At 64.7% G+C, this 17,118-nt stretch carries 20 protein-coding genes and 1 other RNA gene; 17 read left to right on the top strand and 4 right to left on the bottom strand.

Annotated features, from left to right (window positions below; genetic code table 11):
- Positions 1-154 precede the first annotated feature (154 nt).
- The 6 genes from KMZ29_RS23590 to KMZ29_RS23565 all read left to right on the top strand — a co-directional run bounded on the left by KMZ29_RS23590 (position 155) and on the right by KMZ29_RS23565 (position 4,591).
- The gene (locus KMZ29_RS23590) at positions 155-475 is read left to right on the top strand and encodes a DUF4164 domain-containing protein (protein WP_215603627.1); all 321 of its coding nucleotides are present in this window, start codon (positions 155-157) and stop codon (positions 473-475) included.
- Positions 472-855 carry a cell division protein ZapA gene (locus KMZ29_RS23585; RefSeq protein ID WP_215621441.1) on the top strand — a complete coding sequence of 128 codons (384 nt, stop codon included), beginning with the start codon at positions 472-474 and terminating at the stop codon, positions 853-855. Before KMZ29_RS23590 ends, KMZ29_RS23585 begins: the two co-directional genes overlap by 4 nt.
- 108 nt (positions 856-963) lie before the next feature.
- On the top strand, positions 964-2,133 hold the full coding sequence (locus KMZ29_RS23580) for an IS110 family RNA-guided transposase (protein ID WP_215620307.1): 1,170 nt from the start codon (positions 964-966) through the stop codon (positions 2,131-2,133).
- Positions 2,134-2,814: 681 nt separating this feature from the next.
- Positions 2,815-2,975, top strand: a non-coding RNA gene (ssrS, locus tag KMZ29_RS23575) — 6S RNA.
- A gap of 216 nt (positions 2,976-3,191) precedes the next feature.
- On the top strand, positions 3,192-3,770 hold the full coding sequence (locus KMZ29_RS23570) for a 5-formyltetrahydrofolate cyclo-ligase (protein WP_249779772.1): 579 nt from the start codon (positions 3,192-3,194) through the stop codon (positions 3,768-3,770).
- Positions 3,771-3,772: 2 nt separating this feature from the next.
- Complete coding sequence (locus KMZ29_RS23565) at positions 3,773-4,591, top strand: TIGR00282 family metallophosphoesterase (RefSeq protein ID WP_215621439.1); 819 nt, start codon at positions 3,773-3,775, stop codon at positions 4,589-4,591.
- Between the two features lies 1 nt (position 4,592).
- Here the strand turns inward: KMZ29_RS23565 and KMZ29_RS23560 are convergent, their stop codons facing one another.
- Positions 4,593-6,350 carry a methyl-accepting chemotaxis protein gene (locus KMZ29_RS23560; RefSeq protein WP_215621438.1) on the bottom strand — a complete coding sequence of 586 codons (1,758 nt, stop codon included), beginning with the start codon at positions 6,348-6,350 and terminating at the stop codon, positions 4,593-4,595.
- A 202-nt stretch (positions 6,351-6,552) separates the two neighbouring features.
- Here KMZ29_RS23560 and KMZ29_RS23555 point away from each other — a divergent pair, with 202 nt between their 5' ends.
- The 10 genes from KMZ29_RS23555 to KMZ29_RS23510 all read left to right on the top strand — a co-directional run bounded on the left by KMZ29_RS23555 (position 6,553) and on the right by KMZ29_RS23510 (position 13,876).
- Positions 6,553-7,299, top strand: coding sequence for a YebC/PmpR family DNA-binding transcriptional regulator (locus KMZ29_RS23555; protein WP_215621437.1), 747 nt, complete (start codon positions 6,553-6,555; stop codon positions 7,297-7,299).
- Positions 7,300-7,479: 180 nt separating this feature from the next.
- Positions 7,480-8,007, top strand: coding sequence for a crossover junction endodeoxyribonuclease RuvC (ruvC, locus tag KMZ29_RS23550; protein WP_215621436.1), 528 nt, complete (start codon positions 7,480-7,482; stop codon positions 8,005-8,007).
- Positions 8,004-8,621, top strand: coding sequence for a Holliday junction branch migration protein RuvA (gene ruvA / locus KMZ29_RS23545; protein WP_215621435.1), 618 nt, complete (start codon positions 8,004-8,006; stop codon positions 8,619-8,621). The genes ruvC and ruvA overlap by 4 nt, the downstream gene beginning before the upstream one ends.
- Positions 8,618-9,667: a Holliday junction branch migration DNA helicase RuvB gene (gene ruvB / locus KMZ29_RS23540; RefSeq protein WP_215621434.1), complete on the top strand. Its 1,050-nt coding sequence runs from the start codon at positions 8,618-8,620 to the stop codon at positions 9,665-9,667. Before ruvA ends, ruvB begins: the two co-directional genes overlap by 4 nt.
- Positions 9,668-9,763: 96 nt before the next feature.
- Positions 9,764-10,681, top strand: a complete 918-nt coding sequence (locus KMZ29_RS23535) for a metallophosphoesterase (RefSeq protein WP_215621433.1) — start codon at positions 9,764-9,766, stop codon at positions 10,679-10,681.
- Between the two features lie 129 nt (positions 10,682-10,810).
- Entirely contained in the window at positions 10,811-11,212 is a 402-nt protein-coding gene (gene ybgC / locus KMZ29_RS23530) for a tol-pal system-associated acyl-CoA thioesterase (RefSeq protein WP_215624388.1), read from the top strand.
- Positions 11,213-11,466: 254 nt separating this feature from the next.
- Positions 11,467-12,438: a helix-turn-helix domain-containing protein gene (locus KMZ29_RS23525; RefSeq protein ID WP_215621432.1), complete on the top strand. Its 972-nt coding sequence runs from the start codon at positions 11,467-11,469 to the stop codon at positions 12,436-12,438.
- 29 nt (positions 12,439-12,467) lie between these two features.
- The gene (locus KMZ29_RS23520) at positions 12,468-12,686 is read left to right on the top strand and encodes a hypothetical protein (RefSeq protein ID WP_215621431.1); all 219 of its coding nucleotides are present in this window, start codon (positions 12,468-12,470) and stop codon (positions 12,684-12,686) included.
- Between the two features lie 147 nt (positions 12,687-12,833).
- On the top strand, positions 12,834-13,301 hold the full coding sequence (locus KMZ29_RS23515; protein ID WP_215621430.1) for a nuclear transport factor 2 family protein: 468 nt from the start codon (positions 12,834-12,836) through the stop codon (positions 13,299-13,301).
- An 8-nt stretch (positions 13,302-13,309) separates the two neighbouring features.
- Positions 13,310-13,876, top strand: coding sequence for a TetR/AcrR family transcriptional regulator (locus KMZ29_RS23510; RefSeq protein ID WP_215621429.1), 567 nt, complete (start codon positions 13,310-13,312; stop codon positions 13,874-13,876).
- 38 nt (positions 13,877-13,914) lie between these two features.
- On the opposite strand, the gene KMZ29_RS23505 is transcribed toward KMZ29_RS23510, so the two are convergent.
- Positions 13,915-14,559, bottom strand: coding sequence for a glutathione binding-like protein (locus KMZ29_RS23505; RefSeq protein ID WP_215621428.1), 645 nt, complete (start codon positions 14,557-14,559; stop codon positions 13,915-13,917).
- Positions 14,560-14,655: 96 nt separating this feature from the next.
- Here KMZ29_RS23505 and KMZ29_RS23500 point away from each other — a divergent pair, with 96 nt between their 5' ends.
- A complete protein-coding gene (locus tag KMZ29_RS23500; RefSeq protein ID WP_215621427.1) occupies positions 14,656-15,318 on the top strand; it encodes a TetR/AcrR family transcriptional regulator in 663 nt (220 codons plus the stop codon).
- 10 nt (positions 15,319-15,328) lie between these two features.
- Here the strand turns inward: KMZ29_RS23500 and KMZ29_RS23495 are convergent, their stop codons facing one another.
- Positions 15,329-16,582 carry a c-type cytochrome gene (locus tag KMZ29_RS23495; protein WP_249779976.1) on the bottom strand — a complete coding sequence of 418 codons (1,254 nt, stop codon included), beginning with the start codon at positions 16,580-16,582 and terminating at the stop codon, positions 15,329-15,331.
- A 142-nt stretch (positions 16,583-16,724) separates the two neighbouring features.
- Positions 16,725-17,111, bottom strand: coding sequence for a gamma-butyrobetaine hydroxylase family protein (locus KMZ29_RS23490; RefSeq protein WP_215621425.1), 387 nt, complete (start codon positions 17,109-17,111; stop codon positions 16,725-16,727).
- Between the last annotated feature and the right edge of the window lie 7 nt (positions 17,112-17,118).

Raw genomic sequence — 17,118 nt, 5'->3', positions numbered from 1 at the left:
GGGCGCTTCCGGTACGAAAAGTTGCTTAGCGGTGCATAGCTTCTAAGCGGCGTTGCGCTGGCCTCGCTTGCCACGTAAATTTCTCCCCTTAAACGCTTGCCGGATCGCGGATTTTGCGCCCCGGCCGGCTCATGAAAGGTCCGCGCAGTCTGTCATGAGCGATCGTCCCGCCAATGGCGCTGGCCACGCCGAGCCGGTCTTCGCCGATATCGACGCCGCGACGCGGCGGCTGATGTCGGCGCTCGATGCGTTGGAGAGTGCGGTCGAACGCCGGCGCGAAGCCGACCGTGACGAGAACGAGTTGGCGGCCCGGATTCAGGCGCTCGGCGCCGACCGGTCCCGGCTTGCCGACGAACTCGACGGATCGCTGGTGAAGTCGCGCCGGCTGGAGCGCGCCAATCGCGAGATCGCCGACCGGCTGGATGCGGCGATCAGCACCATCCGCACCGTACTCGATCCCGGAGAAGACGGATGAGCCATATCAACGTCACCATCAACGGCCGGCAATACCGGATGGCCTGCGAGGAAGGCCAGGAGGTGCGGCTCCTGAAGCTCGCCGAGAGTCTGGAATCGCGGATCCAGAGCCTGCGCGGCAAGTTTGGCGAGATTGGTGACGCGCGCCTGACCGTGATGGCGGCGCTGACGGTATGCGACGAATTGCTCGACTCCGGCCAGCGCATCCGCAACCTCGAGGAAGAACTCGACGCCTTGCGCGGCGTCCGCGTCGCGGCGGCCGATCGCGCCAAGGCGACGCAGATCGCGGTGGCCAATGCGCTGAACTCCGCGGCCGAACGCATCGAGAAGACCACCCAGATCCTCAACCGCACCATCGGCGGCGGCGTCGCGATCGGGTAGTTCCGTCATTGCGAGGAGCTCTTGCGACGAAGATTCCATGGGGAGTGGATAGCGGCCGGGTCTGGAGCCAGACTGAGGTTGCTGAAACCACTCAACCTGGAGACGACGATGTTGCTCGATCATCCTTCCGACGAACCGACCGCTATCCGCACGCATATTGGCGCAATTTTTGTGTCGTTGGAACTGAGCCGTTCGAATTGGCTGGTGACGTCGCTGTCGCCGGGCAAAGGCGAAAAGATGTCCAAGCGCAGCGTCGCAGCTGGCCATGTGGCCGAGCTTTTGGCGCTGTTTGCGGAGCTCAAGCGCAAGGCGGAGGTCCGGACCGGCCAAAGCTATCCGATCATCACGATCCAGGAGGCCGGGCTGGATGGGTTCTGGCTCCACCGCGTTCTGCAACAGGAGGGGATCGAGAGCCACGTGGTCGATCCCGCTTCGATCGCGACGCCGCGGCGGCGCAGGCGGGCCAAGACGGACAGGCTCGACGGCGAGACGCTGCTGCGGGCGCTTCTGGCCTACAAGCGCGGCGAGCCGCGGGTCTGCGCGATGGTGGTTGCGCCCTCGCCCGAGGAGGAGGATCGCCGGAGGCTCTGCCGCGAACGGCGGACATTGATCGAGGAGCGCGTCACGCATGTGAACCGGATCAAGGGGCTTCTGTTCGCGCAGGGGATATCCGACTACGGACCGCTGCGGCGCGACCGGCGGGCGCGGCTTGAAGCGTTGCGCACCGGAGATGGACGGGAGCTGCCGTCGCATCTGAAGGCTCAGATCGGCCGCGAGCTCGATCGGATCGAGCTGCTTCTGGACCAGATCAAGTCGGTCGAGGCCGCGCAGGAAGCCCTGCTGGCGGCGGCGAGAATGCCTGCAAGCGAGAAGGCCGCGCCGGACCCGGTCACGATGCTGCTCGCCTTGAAGGGAGTGGGCGCCAACTTCGCCGCCGTGCTCTGGTCGGAGGCGTTCTATCGGCAGTTCGCCAACCGCCGCCAGGTCGCCGCCTATGCGGGCCTTGCGGCAACGCCCTGGCAAAGCGGACGCATCCGACACGAGCAAGGCGTGTCGAAGGCCGGCAATCCCAGGCTGCGGACCACGATGATCCAGCTCGCCTGGCTGTGGGTACGTCACCAGCCGCAGTCGGCCCTGACGCGCTGGTTCAAGGAGCGAAGCCCGCAAGGCCGCAAGCGCGCGATCGTGGCGCTGGCGCGCAAGCTTCTCGTGGCGTTGTGGAAGTATGTCACCCAGGGCGTCATCCTCGAGGAGGCCGTGATGAAGCCCGCCGCCTGATCCAGAACCGGGCCCGGCGGCAAGCTCCGCAGCCCGCACGCAACCGAACCATAACCCATCTGCCGAGGCCCGATCAGCCTCGGAAGATCCGGGTGGACGAACCGATGGATTGCATGGCTTCAAATGCCGCAACGAAGAATGGCCTCGTCCTCTCGAGCCTGCCCGCCGCAAGCGGAATCCTGGTGCAGTCGCATCAAGCGACGACCGAATGTGAGTTTGATCTGGCAAGCAACCCAGATCGCCGAACCGGCTCGAACCCTGGATCGTAACTGCGAGGATTGCAGATGCCCTGACGGAACCGCCAACACCAGGAGCTCCTGTCGTGCCCGACGCACCAAGCATGATGACGTGCTCGCTCAACTCAAGGCCAAGCCGCTGCGCGGCGGCCCTAACGGGCCGGCCTTGACTTGATCTGCGCGCGTCATCCTGCACAGCCCACGGTCGGGACGGAAAGGTGGCCGCAGTCGAACAAAAAGGTGACTGCTCATCCTTGACACACACATTCCCCATGTGAGCAATCCAGCTTTGCTGCGGTAGGAGCTGGATTGCTTCGCTTGCGCTCGCAATGACGTTGAGAGAGGCAGGTGCCGAACCCTGGAATCGGCCGCGGGGGTGGCGATTGGTTGACCAAAGCCTCCGTTAACGCTGGCGGTTTGGTCCCGTCGTGTCTACATTGGCGGGGCGAAGCTGTGTCGCGCGTCAGGAGCCATATATCCCCGGGGCCTTATCGATCCTTCAGGGAACTGTCCCTGGCCGGGTCCGTGGATCCGGTCACATGGTGCCCACCTACTTTCGTAGGGAACTCCGGGATCGAGTGCTCCAACGGCCATCGCGGCTTCGCACTTTTGTTTTCGAATTTTGTAGTCGCCTTCTCACCCGTCAAACCCCGCGAAAGCGGGGTATCCAGTGCCCCGCAGCTTCGCGGTTCAATCACGAGTTCTCTGGAATACTGGATCACCCGCTGGAGCCTGTCGTCGGGCGGCGCGTAGCGCCGACCCGGTGGCGAGTGATGACACCGGGAATGTGATGACGGCGAAATACAACGCTGGATGCCGACTTTGCCGACAGAGCGATCGAAGGCCGATCTCCGCACCGCAGCTCTCGCCAAGCGCGACGCGCTGAGCGACAAGAAACGCGACGCCGCGGCAAAGGCCATCGCCAAACGCGGGCTGCCGATCGAGATCGCGCCCGGCACGATCGTCTCGGGCTATTCGCCGATCCGCGGCGAGATCGATCCCGCTCCCCTGATGCGGAAGCTGGCCGCAGAGGGAGTGCTGCTGGCGCTGCCGGCGATCGTCGCGCGCGGCAAGTCGCTGGCCTTTCGTGCCTGGTCTCCCGACGACCGGCTGATGCTCGGACCGCTCGGCATCCCTGAGCCGTCGCCCGCCGCCGCCGAAGTCGTTCCCGACATCATGCTGGTGCCGCTGGCCGCCTTCGACCGGTTGGGACATCGCATCGGCTATGGCGGCGGATATTACGACTACACCCTGGCGCATTTGCGCAAGGCGAAAGCCATCACGGGCATCGGTCTCGCCTTCGCCGTGCAGGAAATCGAGGCGGTGCCGGCGTTGTCGCACGACGTGGCGCTGGATTATGTGCTAACGGAAACGCGAGTGTTCGATTTCCGGAGTACATAACTTTGCGCATTCTTTTCGTCGGGGACGTGGTCGGCAGGGCCGGGCGCATCGCCATCTCAGAGCATCTGCCGGGCATGATCCGCGACTGGGCGCTCGATCTCGTCGTCGTCAACGGCGAGAACGCCGCCGGCGGTTTCGGCATCACCGAGGCGATCTATCAGGAGTTCGTCGACGCCGGCGCCGATGCGGTCACGCTCGGCAACCATGCGTGGGATCAGCGCGAGGCGCTGGTGTTCATCGAGCGGGCGCCACGGCTGGTTCGTCCGGCGAATTTTCCGAAGGGCACGCCGGGCCGCGGCGCCGCGCTGGTCGATACCAAGAACGGCAAGCGCGCGCTGGTCGTCAATGCCATCGGCCGCGTCTTCATGACGCCGTTCGACGACCCGTTCGCCGTCATCAGCCGCGAGCTCGAAGCCTGTCCGCTGCGCGAGGCGGCCGACGCCATCGTGGTCGATTTCCATTGCGAGGCGTCGAGCGAAAAGCAGGGCATCGGCTTCTTCTGCGACGGCCGCGCCAGTCTCGTGGTTGGCACCCACACCCATGTGCCGACCGCCGATCACCAGATCCTTTCCGGCGGCACCGCCTACATGACCGATGCCGGCATGACCGGCGATTACGATTCGATCATCGGCATGCAGAAGGAAGAGCCGCTGCGGCGTTTTACGACGGGTATTCCCTCGGGCCGCTTCGAGCCGGCGGCGGGCGCTGCGACATTCAGCGCCGTCGCGGTCGAGACCGACGACAAGACCGGGCTGGCGCTCAAGATCGCGCCGGTGCGAAAAGGCGGAAGGCTGGAGCCGACGCTGCCGGGGTTCTGGTAGGTCAGAGCTTGTAGGCCGTTCTGAATCCGCCCCAGTGGCGGCCGTTGACGCGGATCGGCACGTCGATCTCGCGCATCATGATGGTTTTGCCGTTGCCCATGTCGCGCGCATAGCTCTGGATCAGGTAGGCGCGCAGATTGCGGCCGGCGGCCAGCCCCGCGGGATCGTTGAAGATGCGGCGGTTGCGGCTGTTCGCGGTGTTCCAGGCGGCGTCGCCGGGACGCTGCGGATGCGAGTAGAGCTTGTTGTGCACCGGCAGGTAGCCGTTGCGGTCGATCATCACGCAGAACGCCATGCGCGGGTCCTTGGTCAGGAAGGCCTCCTGGAACGGCGGCAGTGCGCGATCGGCCCAGTCCAGAATCCGGGTGCGGTGCTGCACCGGATTGCTGCCGGGGATTTCGACGTAGTTCTCGTCGAACATATCGTCCATCGAGATGGCGCCGCTCCTGACGCCGTCCTCGAAAATCCTGGTCAGCGCGCGGCCGGCTTCGATGGCGCTGGTAACGGCCTCGGTGTTTTCGTCCTGGATCGACCAGAGCTTGTCTTCGATCTTTTCGATCAATGCGGCATCGGGCCGCTCGAAACGCGCCTGCACGCCGGCCTTCGACCGTTCGCCGGTGCGGATCCTGCAGGCGCCGACGCCTTCCAGCGCGGCGTCGAGGCTTTCATTCAGCGGCAGCCTCTCGGCTTCCGGTCCGCCGATCAGGATGCCTTCCCGGGCGATCTCGTAAGCCGACGCGGCGACCGGGCCGCGGGCGGTCTGGATCTCTATTCCCAGATTGCACGGCAGCCGCAGGCCCGTGTGCTGGTCCTTGCGCTCGTCCTGGCGCAGTAGCACCGCGCAGCGCGACTTGAGCTTCTGCGCGAACATGGTGACGGCCTTGCCGGCGCTGGCGACACGTTCGCCATGGGTCTCGGCTTCCTTGGTGGCGCTGTCGATCTCGGCGGCGCTGTCGCCGACCGCGACGATGAAGTTCGATGCGGTGGCGGCGTTGTCGGACATCGCGCTGGTGGTTTCATTCTGCTCCGCCACCGCGCCGGTGACGTTCTCGAACACCGGGCGAATCGCCTCGATCGCAAGCGAGATACGGTGCACCGCATCGACCGAGCCTGCGGCATCCTTCTGCAGCGCGTCGATCTTTTTCGAGATTTCCTCGGTGGCGTTCTGGGTCTGCACCGCCAGCGCCTTGACCTCGGTGGCGACGACCGCGAAACCGCGTCCGGCGGTACCCGCCCGCGCCGCCTCGATGGTGGAGTTGAGCGCCAGGAGCGTGGTCTGCCTGGCGATCTGCGCGATCAGATTAACGACATTGCCAATCGCGGCCGAGGACTCCCTCAGGCGGTCGACGTTGAGGCTGGCTTCGCGGGCGGCTTCGCCGGCCTGGTCGGCCAGCTTGCTGGCGTCCCGCACCTGGGACCCGATGCCTTGCGCCGAATGGGTGAACTGGTCGGCGGCCTGCGAGAAGGTGGTCGCGGTGGATTGCGCGGCGCTGGTGCGCCCGGTCAGGGCGTCGGTGCGCTGGCGGATGGTGGAGAGCGTGGCCGCCGTGGCCTCGGCGCCGCCGGCGACCGAATTGGCTGCGCGTTCGAGCTGGCGGATCATCGCGCCCAGTTCGAGTTCGAGCAGTTCGAGGATTTCCCTGGCCGAATCGCTATCCGAATTACCGGGCGCAGCGGCCGCAACGGCGGGGGGCGCCACCGCCGGAGCGACCGCGGGCACGGCCGGTTCGGGCCGTTTTCGAAACAAACCGAATGCCATGAGGCGTCTCTCGGAACGAGAAAGGAGAGCGGCATCCTCGCATTCGGGCGTGAAATCATGGTTAATATCTGCCTCTTAAGCGGGCAGCAGCCACTACCGCCATACCGAAAACCCCTGCAAATCTTTGATTTTGGAAGGTTAGCGGCCTATAACGCCGCGCCTTCCACCCATTCCTCCCGGACGAATCGCCGAAAGAGACCGCATGGCCGGACATTCCCAATTCAAGAACATCATGCACCGCAAGGGCCGGCAGGACGCCCAGAAATCGAAGCTGTTCAGCAAGCTGGCGCGGGAAATCACCGTCGCCGCCAAGATGGGCGCGCCCGATCCCAGCATGAACGCCCGGCTGCGCGCCGCGATCATCTCCGCCCGCCAGGAGAACATGTCGAAGGACTCGATCGAGCGTGCGGTGAAGAAGGCGAGCGGCACCGAGAGCGAGAATTACGACGAGATCCGCTACGAGGGCTACGGTCCGGGCGGCGTCGCCGTGATCGTCGAGGCACTGACCGACAACCGCAACCGTGCGGCGTCCGACATCCGCTCCTACTTCACCAAGTCCGGCGGCAATCTCGGGGAAACCGGCTCGGTCTCCTTCATGTTCGACCGCACCGGCATCATCGAATACGATGCCAAGGTCGCCTCCGACGATGCGATGCTGGAAGCGGCGATCGAGGCCGGCGCCGATGACGTGATCTCGAGCGAGAGCGGCCATGAGATCTACGCCTCGCAGGAAACCTTCCGTGACGTCGCCAAGGCGCTGGAGGCGAAATTCGGCGAAGCCCGCAAGGCGGCGCTGACCTGGAAACCGCAGAACACCGTGGCGGTGGACGACGAGACCGGCGAGAAGCTCCTGAAGCTGATCGACCTCCTGAACGAGCACGACGACGTGCAGAACGTCTACGCCAATTTCGAGGTTTCCGACGCGCTGGTCGCCAAGATGGGTGGGTAGGAGTCATCCCCGCTCGTCATTGCCGGGCTTGACCCGGCAATCCATCCCTCCGGAATTCCTTTCCTGCTTGATGGATGCGCGGGTCATGCCCGCGCATGACCGCATGGCATGTGGCGCATTCCCAGGGTACGGCGTTCTGTTTCTGTTTCGCCCGAAACGCTCCGGCGGTATCACTACCCCATGACATGTCAGCCGATTCGCCATCCCGTCCGCATCATGGGCATTGATCCGGGCCTGCGCCGCACCGGCTGGGGCGTGATCGAGATCGACGGCAACCGGCTGACCTTCGTCGGCTGCGGTTCGGTGGAACCGTCCGACAGCCTGCCGCTGGCGAGCCGGCTGCTGGCAATTCACGAGGGGCTTGCCACCGTGCTCGGCGATTTGAAGCCGGTCGAAGCCGCGGTCGAACAGACCTTCGTCAACAAGGACGGCGTCGCCACCCTGAAGCTTGGGCAGGCGCGTGGGGTCGCGATGCTGGCGCCGGCGATGTTCGGAATTTCGGTTGCGGAATACGCGCCCAACCAGGTGAAGAAGACCGTGGTCGGCGCCGGCCACGCCGACAAGAACCAGATCCTGGCGATGCTGAAAATCCTGCTGCCCAAGGCCGAGCCGAAATCGGCCGACGCCGCCGACGCGCTGGCGATCGCCATTACGCACGCGCATCATCGCGGCAGCGCCGCGCTGCGGCTGAAGGTGGTCGGGATATGATCGGCAAACTGAAAGGCCTGATCGATTCTTACGGCGAGGATTATGTGATCCTCGACGTCGGTGGCGTCGGCTATCAGGTGCATTGCTCGTCGCGCACGCTGCAGGCGCTGCCCTCGCCCGGCGATGCCGCGGTGCTGTCGATCGAGACCTACGTGCGCGAGGATCAGATCAGACTGTTCGGCTTCCGCAGCGACATCGAGCGCGAATGGTTTCGCCTGCTGCAGACGGTGCAGGGCGTCGGCGCCAAGGTGGCGCTGGCGGTGCTCTCGACCTTGCCGCCGGCGGATCTCGCCAACGCCATTGCGCTGCGCGACAAGGCGGCGGTGACGCGCACGCCGGGCGTCGGCCCCAAGGTTGCCGAGCGCATCGTCACCGAATTGAAGGACAAGGCCCCTGGCTTTGCCAATGTCGATCCGGCGCTGGTGCATCTGTCCGGCGCGATCGATGACCACCGCGCGCCGCGCCCGGTCACCGATGCGATCTCGGCCCTGGTCAATCTCGGCTACGGCCAGCCGCAGGCGGCCGCCGCCATCGCTGCGGCCTCGCGCAGCGCCGGTGAGGGGGCGGAGACTGCGCAGCTCATTAGGCTCGGGTTGAAGGAGTTGGCGAAGTGACCACGCCTTCCCGCATCGTCACTCCCGAGCGCCGCAGCGACGATGTCGGCGATACTGCGCTGCGCCCGCAGCTGTTGTCCGAATTCGTCGGCCAGGCGCAGGCGCGCGCTAACCTCTCGATCTTCATCGAGGCCGCGCGCAAGCGCGGCGAGGCGCTCGATCACGTGCTGTTCGTCGGTCCCCCCGGTCTCGGCAAGACCACGCTGGCGCAGATCGTGGCGCGCGAGCTCGGCGTCGGCTTTCGCGCCACCTCGGGTCCGGTGATCGCCAAGGCCGGCGATCTCGCCGCACTCCTGACCAATCTCGAAGAGCGCGACGTGTTGTTCATCGACGAGATCCACCGTCTCAGCCCCGCGGTCGAGGAAGTGCTGTATCCGGCGATGGAGGACTTCCAGCTCGACCTCATCATCGGCGAGGGGCCGGCGGCGCGCTCGGTCAAGATCGAGCTGGCCAAATTCACGCTGGTCGGCGCCACGACGCGCGCGGGGCTTTTGACCAATCCGCTGCGCGACCGTTTCGGCATTCCGGTGCGGCTGAATTTCTACACCGTGGAAGAACTGGAAAAGATCGTCACCCGCGGCGCCCGCGTGCTCAAGATCGGCATGACGCCCGACGGCGCCAACGAGATCGCGCGCCGCGCCCGCGGCACGCCGCGCATCGCCGGACGGCTGCTGCGGCGGGTGCGAGATTTCGCCTCCGCAGCCGACGCCGCGTCGATCGACCGCAAGATTGCCGACAACGCGCTGAGCGCGCTCGAAGTCGATGCCGCCGGTCTCGATGCGATGGACCGGCGCTATCTCACTACCATCGCGATGAACTACGGCGGCGGACCGGTCGGCGTCGAAACCATGGCGGCGGCGCTGTCGGAGCCGCGCGACGCCATCGAGGACATCATCGAGCCGTTCCTGATCCAGTGCGGCTATCTGCAGCGCACCCCGCGCGGGCGGCTTTTGACCTCGCACGCATTCAAGCATCTCGGCCTCGCCGAGCCCGCGCGCGATCCGGCGCAGTTCGGATTGTTCGGCAGCCAGAACAGCGACGACTGACGCGCGCTGCTGGCTATCTGCTGACGATCTGCACAAACGGACCCGAATTCGGCTGCAATGCGCCACCAGCATGACGGTGCATCACGGTTGAGCCTCATGATTTCCCGACGTCATTTCCTGCGCTTTCTGGCCGGCCTCGGCGCTACCGGCGTATCCACCGTCGCCTATGGATTTGGCGAGCCCGCGCTGCGGCTTCGCGTCGCGCGCTATAATATAACGCCGCCGCAATGGCCCGCCGATTTCCGGCTCAGGATCGCCGTCATCACCGACCTCCACGCCTGCGATCCCTGGATGTCGCTGGCGCGCATCGAGGCGATCGTGGGACGCACCAATGCGCTGCGCGCCGATGTCATCGTGCTGCTCGGCGACTACGTCGCCGGACATCGGCATGTGACGCGCACCATTCCGGCCAGCGAATGGGCGCCGGTGCTCGGCGGATTGAAGGCGCCGCTCGGCGTCCATGCGGTCCTCGGCAACCACGACTGGTGGGACGACAGGACGGTGCAGCGCGAGGGCCAGGGGGTGACTATTGCCCGCCGCGCGCTCGAAGCCGCCGGCCTTCCGGTTTACGAAAACGACGTGGTGCGGCTGACCAAGACCGGCCGCCCGTTCTGGCTGGCCGGGCTCGGCGATCAACTGGCGTACCTTCCGGCGCGCCGGTTCAGGCCGGTCAAGCGCATCGGCGTCGATGATCTCGCCGCGACGCTTGGCAAGGTGACCGACGCCGCGCCGGTCATCCTGCTGGCCCATGAACCCGATGTTGCGGTACGGGTCCCGGCGCGGGTAGCGCTGCAGCTCTCGGGCCATACCCATGGCGGCCAGGTGCGCCTGTTCGGCTGGTCGCCGGTGATACCGTCGCATTACGGCAAGAGGTTCGCCTATGGCCACACCCGGACCCAATGTGACGTCGTCGTCTCCGGCGGCCTCGGCTGCAGCATCATGCCGTTCCGCATCGGCGTCCCGCCGGAAATCGCGCTGGTGACGCTGGGCGGCTCGGCTCCAGCCGTGTCGTAATTCCCAAAGGACGACGGCTGAGCTTGCGCGCCAGGGCGATTTTGCGCAAAACGATTGCCTTCCAGGGGCGATCGAGGACCGCAAGTGACAGCACATCTCGACGGCGCGATCATCGACGGCCGCCATCACATGCAGATCCGGGTCTATTACGAGGACACCGATTTTTCCGGCATCGTCTATCACGCCAATTATCTGCGCTTCATGGAGCGCGGACGCACCAATCATCTGCGGCTGATGGGCGCCGAGCAGCACGCGCTGTTTGCGGAAGCGCAAGCCGAAACGCCGGGCTTCGCCTTCGTGGTGCGCTCGATGCAGATCGATTATTTGAGGCCCGCGCGGATGGATGATGTGCTCGACGTCGTGACCTGGCCGGTCGCGGTGAAGGGCGCCTCGATCACTCTGGCGCAGGAGGTGCGCCGCGGCGAGCACGTGCTGGTCAAGGCGGAGGTGCGCGTCGCCTTCATCAGCGAGGGCAGGGCGAAGCCGATCCCGAAAGCGCTGCGGACCCTGATGAAGGCCGATCTGATTTAGCTACTGAGCTAGCCGGCGAGCTATGAAATTCACGCTGCCACAGCAACGGATAGCCCACCAACAGCCGTGTTTCGACGCGTTGACATCTTCTCGTTGCGCTTTTCTCCGCGATGGGAAAGCGCGGACATTCCTAAGCCGCTTCGGATTAGTTAGGTTGACGCCGGCAATGTCGTTCATACGTATCCTATACGCATAAGTTTCTGTTGCCTAAACGGATTATACGTATTATATACGCATAATTCAGGGCGATGGTTATGAAGACAAAGCTGAAGCAATTCCGGGTGGCCGCCGGCATGACGCAGGCAAAGGTCGCGGCCGCCGTCGGCGTGACCCAGCCCAATTACCACCGATGGGAGGTCGGCGCGGCGCCCGTTCCGGAGGCAAAACTCAAGAAACTTGCGAGGGTTCTGAAGACTAATCCCGACGCGTTGCTTGGTCGACATCCGCCGGTTGAAGTGAGCCTCTACGACAGTTCCGCAAGCGACGATCTTAGCTATTACGGCGAAGTAGCCATTCACTTTTGCGGGGGTGGCGAGCCTCTATTGCTTTCAATTTCCGAAGGCGCATTCGCTCGTCTACATCGAGACCTGCAAGGCGACGCTGCATTCGTCGTTGTGCAAAGTCTCGCGAATCAAACCGTGATCATCCGGACTAAAGCAGTCTCCGATCTGTATTTCTCTAGCGAAGCATATGACGATTACGGTCCGGAGCACGACATGTACACTAACCATCTTGACGTTCAAATACCGGACGCCCGCGATTGGGAAATAATTGAGGGTCTTGCGGACGATGATATCGGAGAGGACTTTGACCCAGCGGATGTGGAGCGTGTCAGCAAAATGATTATGATTACTGACAAACAGTACGAAAAGCTTGTTAGCGATGGGCTCATCAAGGCCGAGGATCTCGAAAGCGAACGCGAAAAGAATCGGGCTCAGACCGACAGAATTATGAATGTGGCTACTAAGGTCACATACCAATTTTCGACTGGAGGAAAACAGCGCAGCGTGGACGTTCTCAATCCCGAATACCTCTTTGATGCCTTTTATGAATTTGTTGACTTCGATGGCGGTGGTTCGGCGGATGGCATGATCCGTTGGGAAGCTGAAGGTCGGCACCGAATCATTTTCATAAGCAAGGAGGCTGTGGATTACGTCGCGATCCCAACCCACAAATTTGAAGAGGGACGCATTGAAAGAACCGCAGAAGCATTGGAAGACGGTTAGGGTTCGTCGCGCTTTGTGAGGAGAAAGCAGTGGCACATCGCATCATCAAGGTCCCGAACCTGCCGGTTAAGTCGTTCTTGGCATACTCGTCGGCCGTGGTATTCGGGGCATTTGCGAGCATTGCAGCGGCTCGGACAGAAACGGGCGCCGTTGTCCTCGGTTTGGTGGCGGTCGTCGCGCTTATCGTGGGCTACTTAGGTCGCGATCAGGAGAAGCCCCCACGCAAGACAGATCTCTTAAAGTCGTGAGGGCGTCGTGTTCAGTATATGGCACGCTGGCGCAGGAGCTGCGCAGCGGCGAGGCGGATCTGGTCGAAACTTGATTCCGGTCCAGCTTGACTCCTCTGTACCGATCGGTACGAGTCCCGGCTCGTATTCAGAGCTGGAGATGCCTCGATGTCGCGCCCGCCATTGCCGCCGTTCACGCGGGAGACCGCCGCCCAGAAGGCCCGCATGGCGGAAGATGCATGGAATTCCCGCGACCCCGAGCGCGTGGCGCTGGCCTATACCGAGGACAGCGTGTGGCGCAATCGGGCTGAATTCCTGCAGGGCCGGCCGGCGATCGTTGCCTTTCTCACGCGCAAATGGGCGAAGGAGCGTGAGTATCGCCTGATCAAGGATCTCTGGGCGTTCGATCGAAATCGCATCGCGGTGCGTTTCCAGTACGAATGGCATGACGATGCCGGGCAGTGGCACCGCTCCTACGGCAACGAGCAATGGGAATTCGACGACAAGGGCCTGATGCGGCGGCGCGAGGCCAGCATCAACGATCACCCGATCGCTGAACAAGACCGGCGCTTTCTGTGGACCGCGCCGGGACCGCGTCCGGCCGATGTCGCCGGATTGAGCGAGAGTCCGTTCTGACCCGGCCAATGGCAAAACCGGTTTCCGAGCGCGCCGATCTGCTGCCGCTGCTGGCGGAGGTGTTTCGCGCGCACGGTTACGAAGGCGCGATGCTGGCGCTGCTCGGCGAAGCCACCGGCCTCGGCAAGGGCAGTCTCTATCATTTCTTTCCGGGCGGGAAGGCGCAGATGGCGGCCGAAGTGCTGGCCGAGATCGATCGCTGGTTCGAGGTCAATATCTTCGCACCGCTGCGCGAGTCCGACGATTCCGCCCGCGCCGTTGCCACCATGATCGGGGCTGTCGACAGCTATTTCCGCTCCGGTCAACGCGTCTGTCTGGTCGGCGTCTTTGCCCTCGGGGCGTCGCGGGACATGTTCGCGGTTCAGGTGCAGAGTTACTTTATCAGGTGGAACGATGCGCTGGCGCGCGTGCTTGGGCGTTCGGGCCTGAGCGCGCGGGTGGCGCGGCGGCGGTCGACGGATGCGCTGGTCACTATTCAGGGCGCGCTGGTGCTGGCGCGGGCGCTGGGCGATTCCAGGATCTTTGGACAGACGATGGCGAACCTGACAGCGCGGCTGCTGGCCAGACCGGAGTGACGCCCGCGTGGTTGCGGGCGTCAGGCCGCATCGTCCGGTTACGCCGCCGCCTTGTGGCGGGCGAGTTCGGCCTGGTACAGCTTGAACTCGTCGGCGGAGGCTTTGGCGATGCTCGGGCGCGCGCGCAGCCGCTCGTAATAGGCCTTCACGTTCGGCCATTTCGAAAGCTCGATCGGCGGCGTCGCCATGGTCCAGTTGATGATCGTGACCAGATAGGCGTCGGCGACGCTGAAATGGTCGAGCAGGAATTCGCGGCCTTTCAGATAGTTGTCGAGATAGTCGAGCCGCGACAGGCCCTTGCCGAGAACATGGGTCTTCATCTCGGGCGGGGCGGTCTTGTCGAGCAACGGCACGAACAAGCCCTTGTGCAGTTCGGTGCCGATGAAGCAGAGCCATTGATGCAGCCGGCTGCGGTCCATGCCGGGACCGGTCGAGATGCCGGCCTGCGGAAAGCGGTCAGCGACATATTGCAGGATCGCCGCGTTCTCGGTGAGCACCAGCCCGTCGTCGGTGCGCAGCGTCGGCACCAGCCCGAGTGGGTTGACCTGCCGGAAATCGGAGCCGTCGTTCTGCACGACCTTGGTCTTCGGATCGACCTCGAGATAGTTGGCCTCGGCGCCGGCTTCGTACAGCGCGATGCGGGTCGCCAGCGAGCAGGCCAGCGGCGAGAAATACAGGTCCATGGGGTGCCTCCTTGGCATCGGTTCGGCTTCTCGAACCGGGGTTGATTTTTATACTGTTTCGCATAATATAAATCGGGTCAAGGAATTTATTGCGAAATGGTACAAAAAAATACAAGGCCGCCGCCGTCCGCCAAATCGGAGGCGGTTGCGCCGAAGCGGCGCGGCCGGCCGCGCGCCTACCAGCCCGAAGTGGCGCTCGGCAAGGCGCTCGACCTGTTCCGCAAGGAAGGTTTCGCCGCCACTTCGCTCGACGACCTCGCTGCTGCCACCGGCATGAACCGGCCGAGCCTCTATGGCGCGTTCGGCGACAAGCGCGAGCTCTACATCAAGAGCTACCAGCGCTACCGCGCCGACGCCCGCGCGGCGATGATCGACATCTTCAAGGACGAATTGCCGATCCGCAAAAGGCTGCAGCGCATCTTTTCGGTAGCGCTCGACATCTATCTTTCCGGCGATGCCGGACCGCGCGGCTGTTTCACGGTGATGACTGCGGCGTCGGAAGCGGTGTCCGATCCCGAGATCCGCGCCATGGTGCTGGAAGGATTTGCCGAACTCGACAAGTCGTTCGCCGCCTGCTTCCGCCTCGCCAGGGACAAAGGCGAGCTGCCGCCGTCGGCCGATCCGCAAGCGCTGGCGCAGATCGCCTCCGCGACCATCCACACCATCGCGATCCGGGCGCGGGCGCGGGTGCCGCGCCGGCAACTCGAGGCGATCGTGAAGGGCGCGATCGATGTGATGGTCGGGCCGGCGCCGGGCTAGAGCGAATCGGCTACTTCCTGGTCGCGCGCGCGAGGAATTGCACCAGCGCTGCGCGATCCGCTTCCGAGCCGATGCGCTGCTCGGGCATCTTGGTTCCCGGCGTATAGGCCGCAGGCCCGATCTCGAACAATTTCGAGACCGTCTCCGGCGTCCAGACGATATCGAGGCGCTTGAGGGCTTCGGAGAAATGATAGCCCGGCGCAGTGGCGATCCGCCGGCCGAACAGGCCGGCCAGGGTCGGGCCCGCCCGGTTGGCCTGTTCGGCGCCGAGCGTGTGACAGGCAACGCAGGCGCGAAAGATCTCGGCGCCGCGGTCGCCGGCATAGGCGGCGAGCGGATCGCCCGCCGCCTCTATCAGAAGCGAATCGACCGGCTCTCCCGTTACCGCGTTCCAGCGCCGGACGATGTTGTCGGCGCCGCCGGTGAGCAGGGTGCGGCTGTCAGGCAGAAACGCCACCGACCAGACCGGCAGTCCCGGGCCGACCAGCGTACGCGCCAGCTCGCGCGTCTTGCGATCGATCATCGCCACCGATCCGCCGATACCGGCTGCGGCCAGCAGCGCGCCATCCGGCGAGATCGCAAGCGAGATCACCGGCCGTGGACCGGCGGCGGCTGCGCCGGCACGCGCGCCATTGCCGGTCAGGAAATAGACCCTGCCATCGGCGCCGCCGGCCGCGATCTCGCCATCGCCACCGATGGCAACGGCGTTGAGCGGGCTTGGCATCGCAACCACGGTGGGCGCGGCCGGACCCGAGAGCGGCCAGATCCGGACGCTCTGATCGTAGCCGACGCTGACCAGCGTGCGGCCATCCGGCGCAAACGCCACGCCATTGACGTTCTGGGCATGCCCTTCCAGCACGCGCGGCGCGCCGCCGGTGAGCGGCCACAGCCTTAACGTCTGATCCCACGACGCCGAGGCCAGCATTCTCCCGTCCGGCGAAGCCGCCAGCGACGCGATCGGTGCGGTATGGCCTTCCAGCACGGCGTCGGGCTCGGTTCTGCCCGGCGTCCAGATCGCGATGCGGCCATCGGCGCCTGCGGTCGCCGCGCGCCCATCCCGGAGCAGCACCACGGCGTTGACGGCGTCGGCATGGAAATGCAGTACCTGGTCGGCCGCATTGCGCGTCAGCGACCAGCGGATCGCGGTCGAATCGAAGCTGCCGGTAACGGCGGTCTGTCCGTCAGGCGAAATCGCCAGCGCCCGCACCGGCCCGCCATGGCCGCGCAACTGCGCGAAGGCCGTCGTCGCCCCCAGCGGCACCATGGCCAGCAAGGCGGCGCAGGCGAGGGACACGAAACGGCATTGCGGGCGAGGGCGGAACATTCGCAATAACAGTCCGTTCAAGGCGGATCGAGCTTAGTGATAACGCGCGGGCGCGCAACGGAAGCGGGCTTTACGCCCGTCTCTAGCGCATGCCCGGCCGGTCGCGGTCGAGGCCCTTGGCCTGGAGATCGTCGAGATAGTCCTGAAAGCGCCGCTCCGCGTTGGCGCCGAGATCGTGCAGAAAAGCCCAGGAGTAGATGCCGGTCGAATGCATATCATCGAATCCCAGCCTGACCGCGTAATTGCCGACGGCATCGACGGAGAGGATCGTCACGTTGCGCTTGCCGCCGACCGTCTTGCGTTCGGCTTCGGAATGACCCTGCACTTCGGCGGATGGGCTGGTGACGCGCAGCAGTTCGGCGGGAAGGCCGAACGACTGGCCGTCGTCAAAGGCGATATGCAGGGTTCGGCGGTCCTTGGCGAGCCGGATTTCGACCGGCCACGCCGGCGCGGCGTCTGGCGGGCCCAATGGACGG

The organism is Bradyrhizobium sediminis, assembly GCF_018736085.1.
In the GTDB taxonomy this organism is placed as follows: Bacteria; Pseudomonadota; Alphaproteobacteria; order Rhizobiales; family Xanthobacteraceae; genus Bradyrhizobium; species Bradyrhizobium sediminis.
The sequence above is the reverse complement of the archived record's forward strand: the minus strand, read 5'-3'. Positions and strand labels throughout refer to the sequence as shown.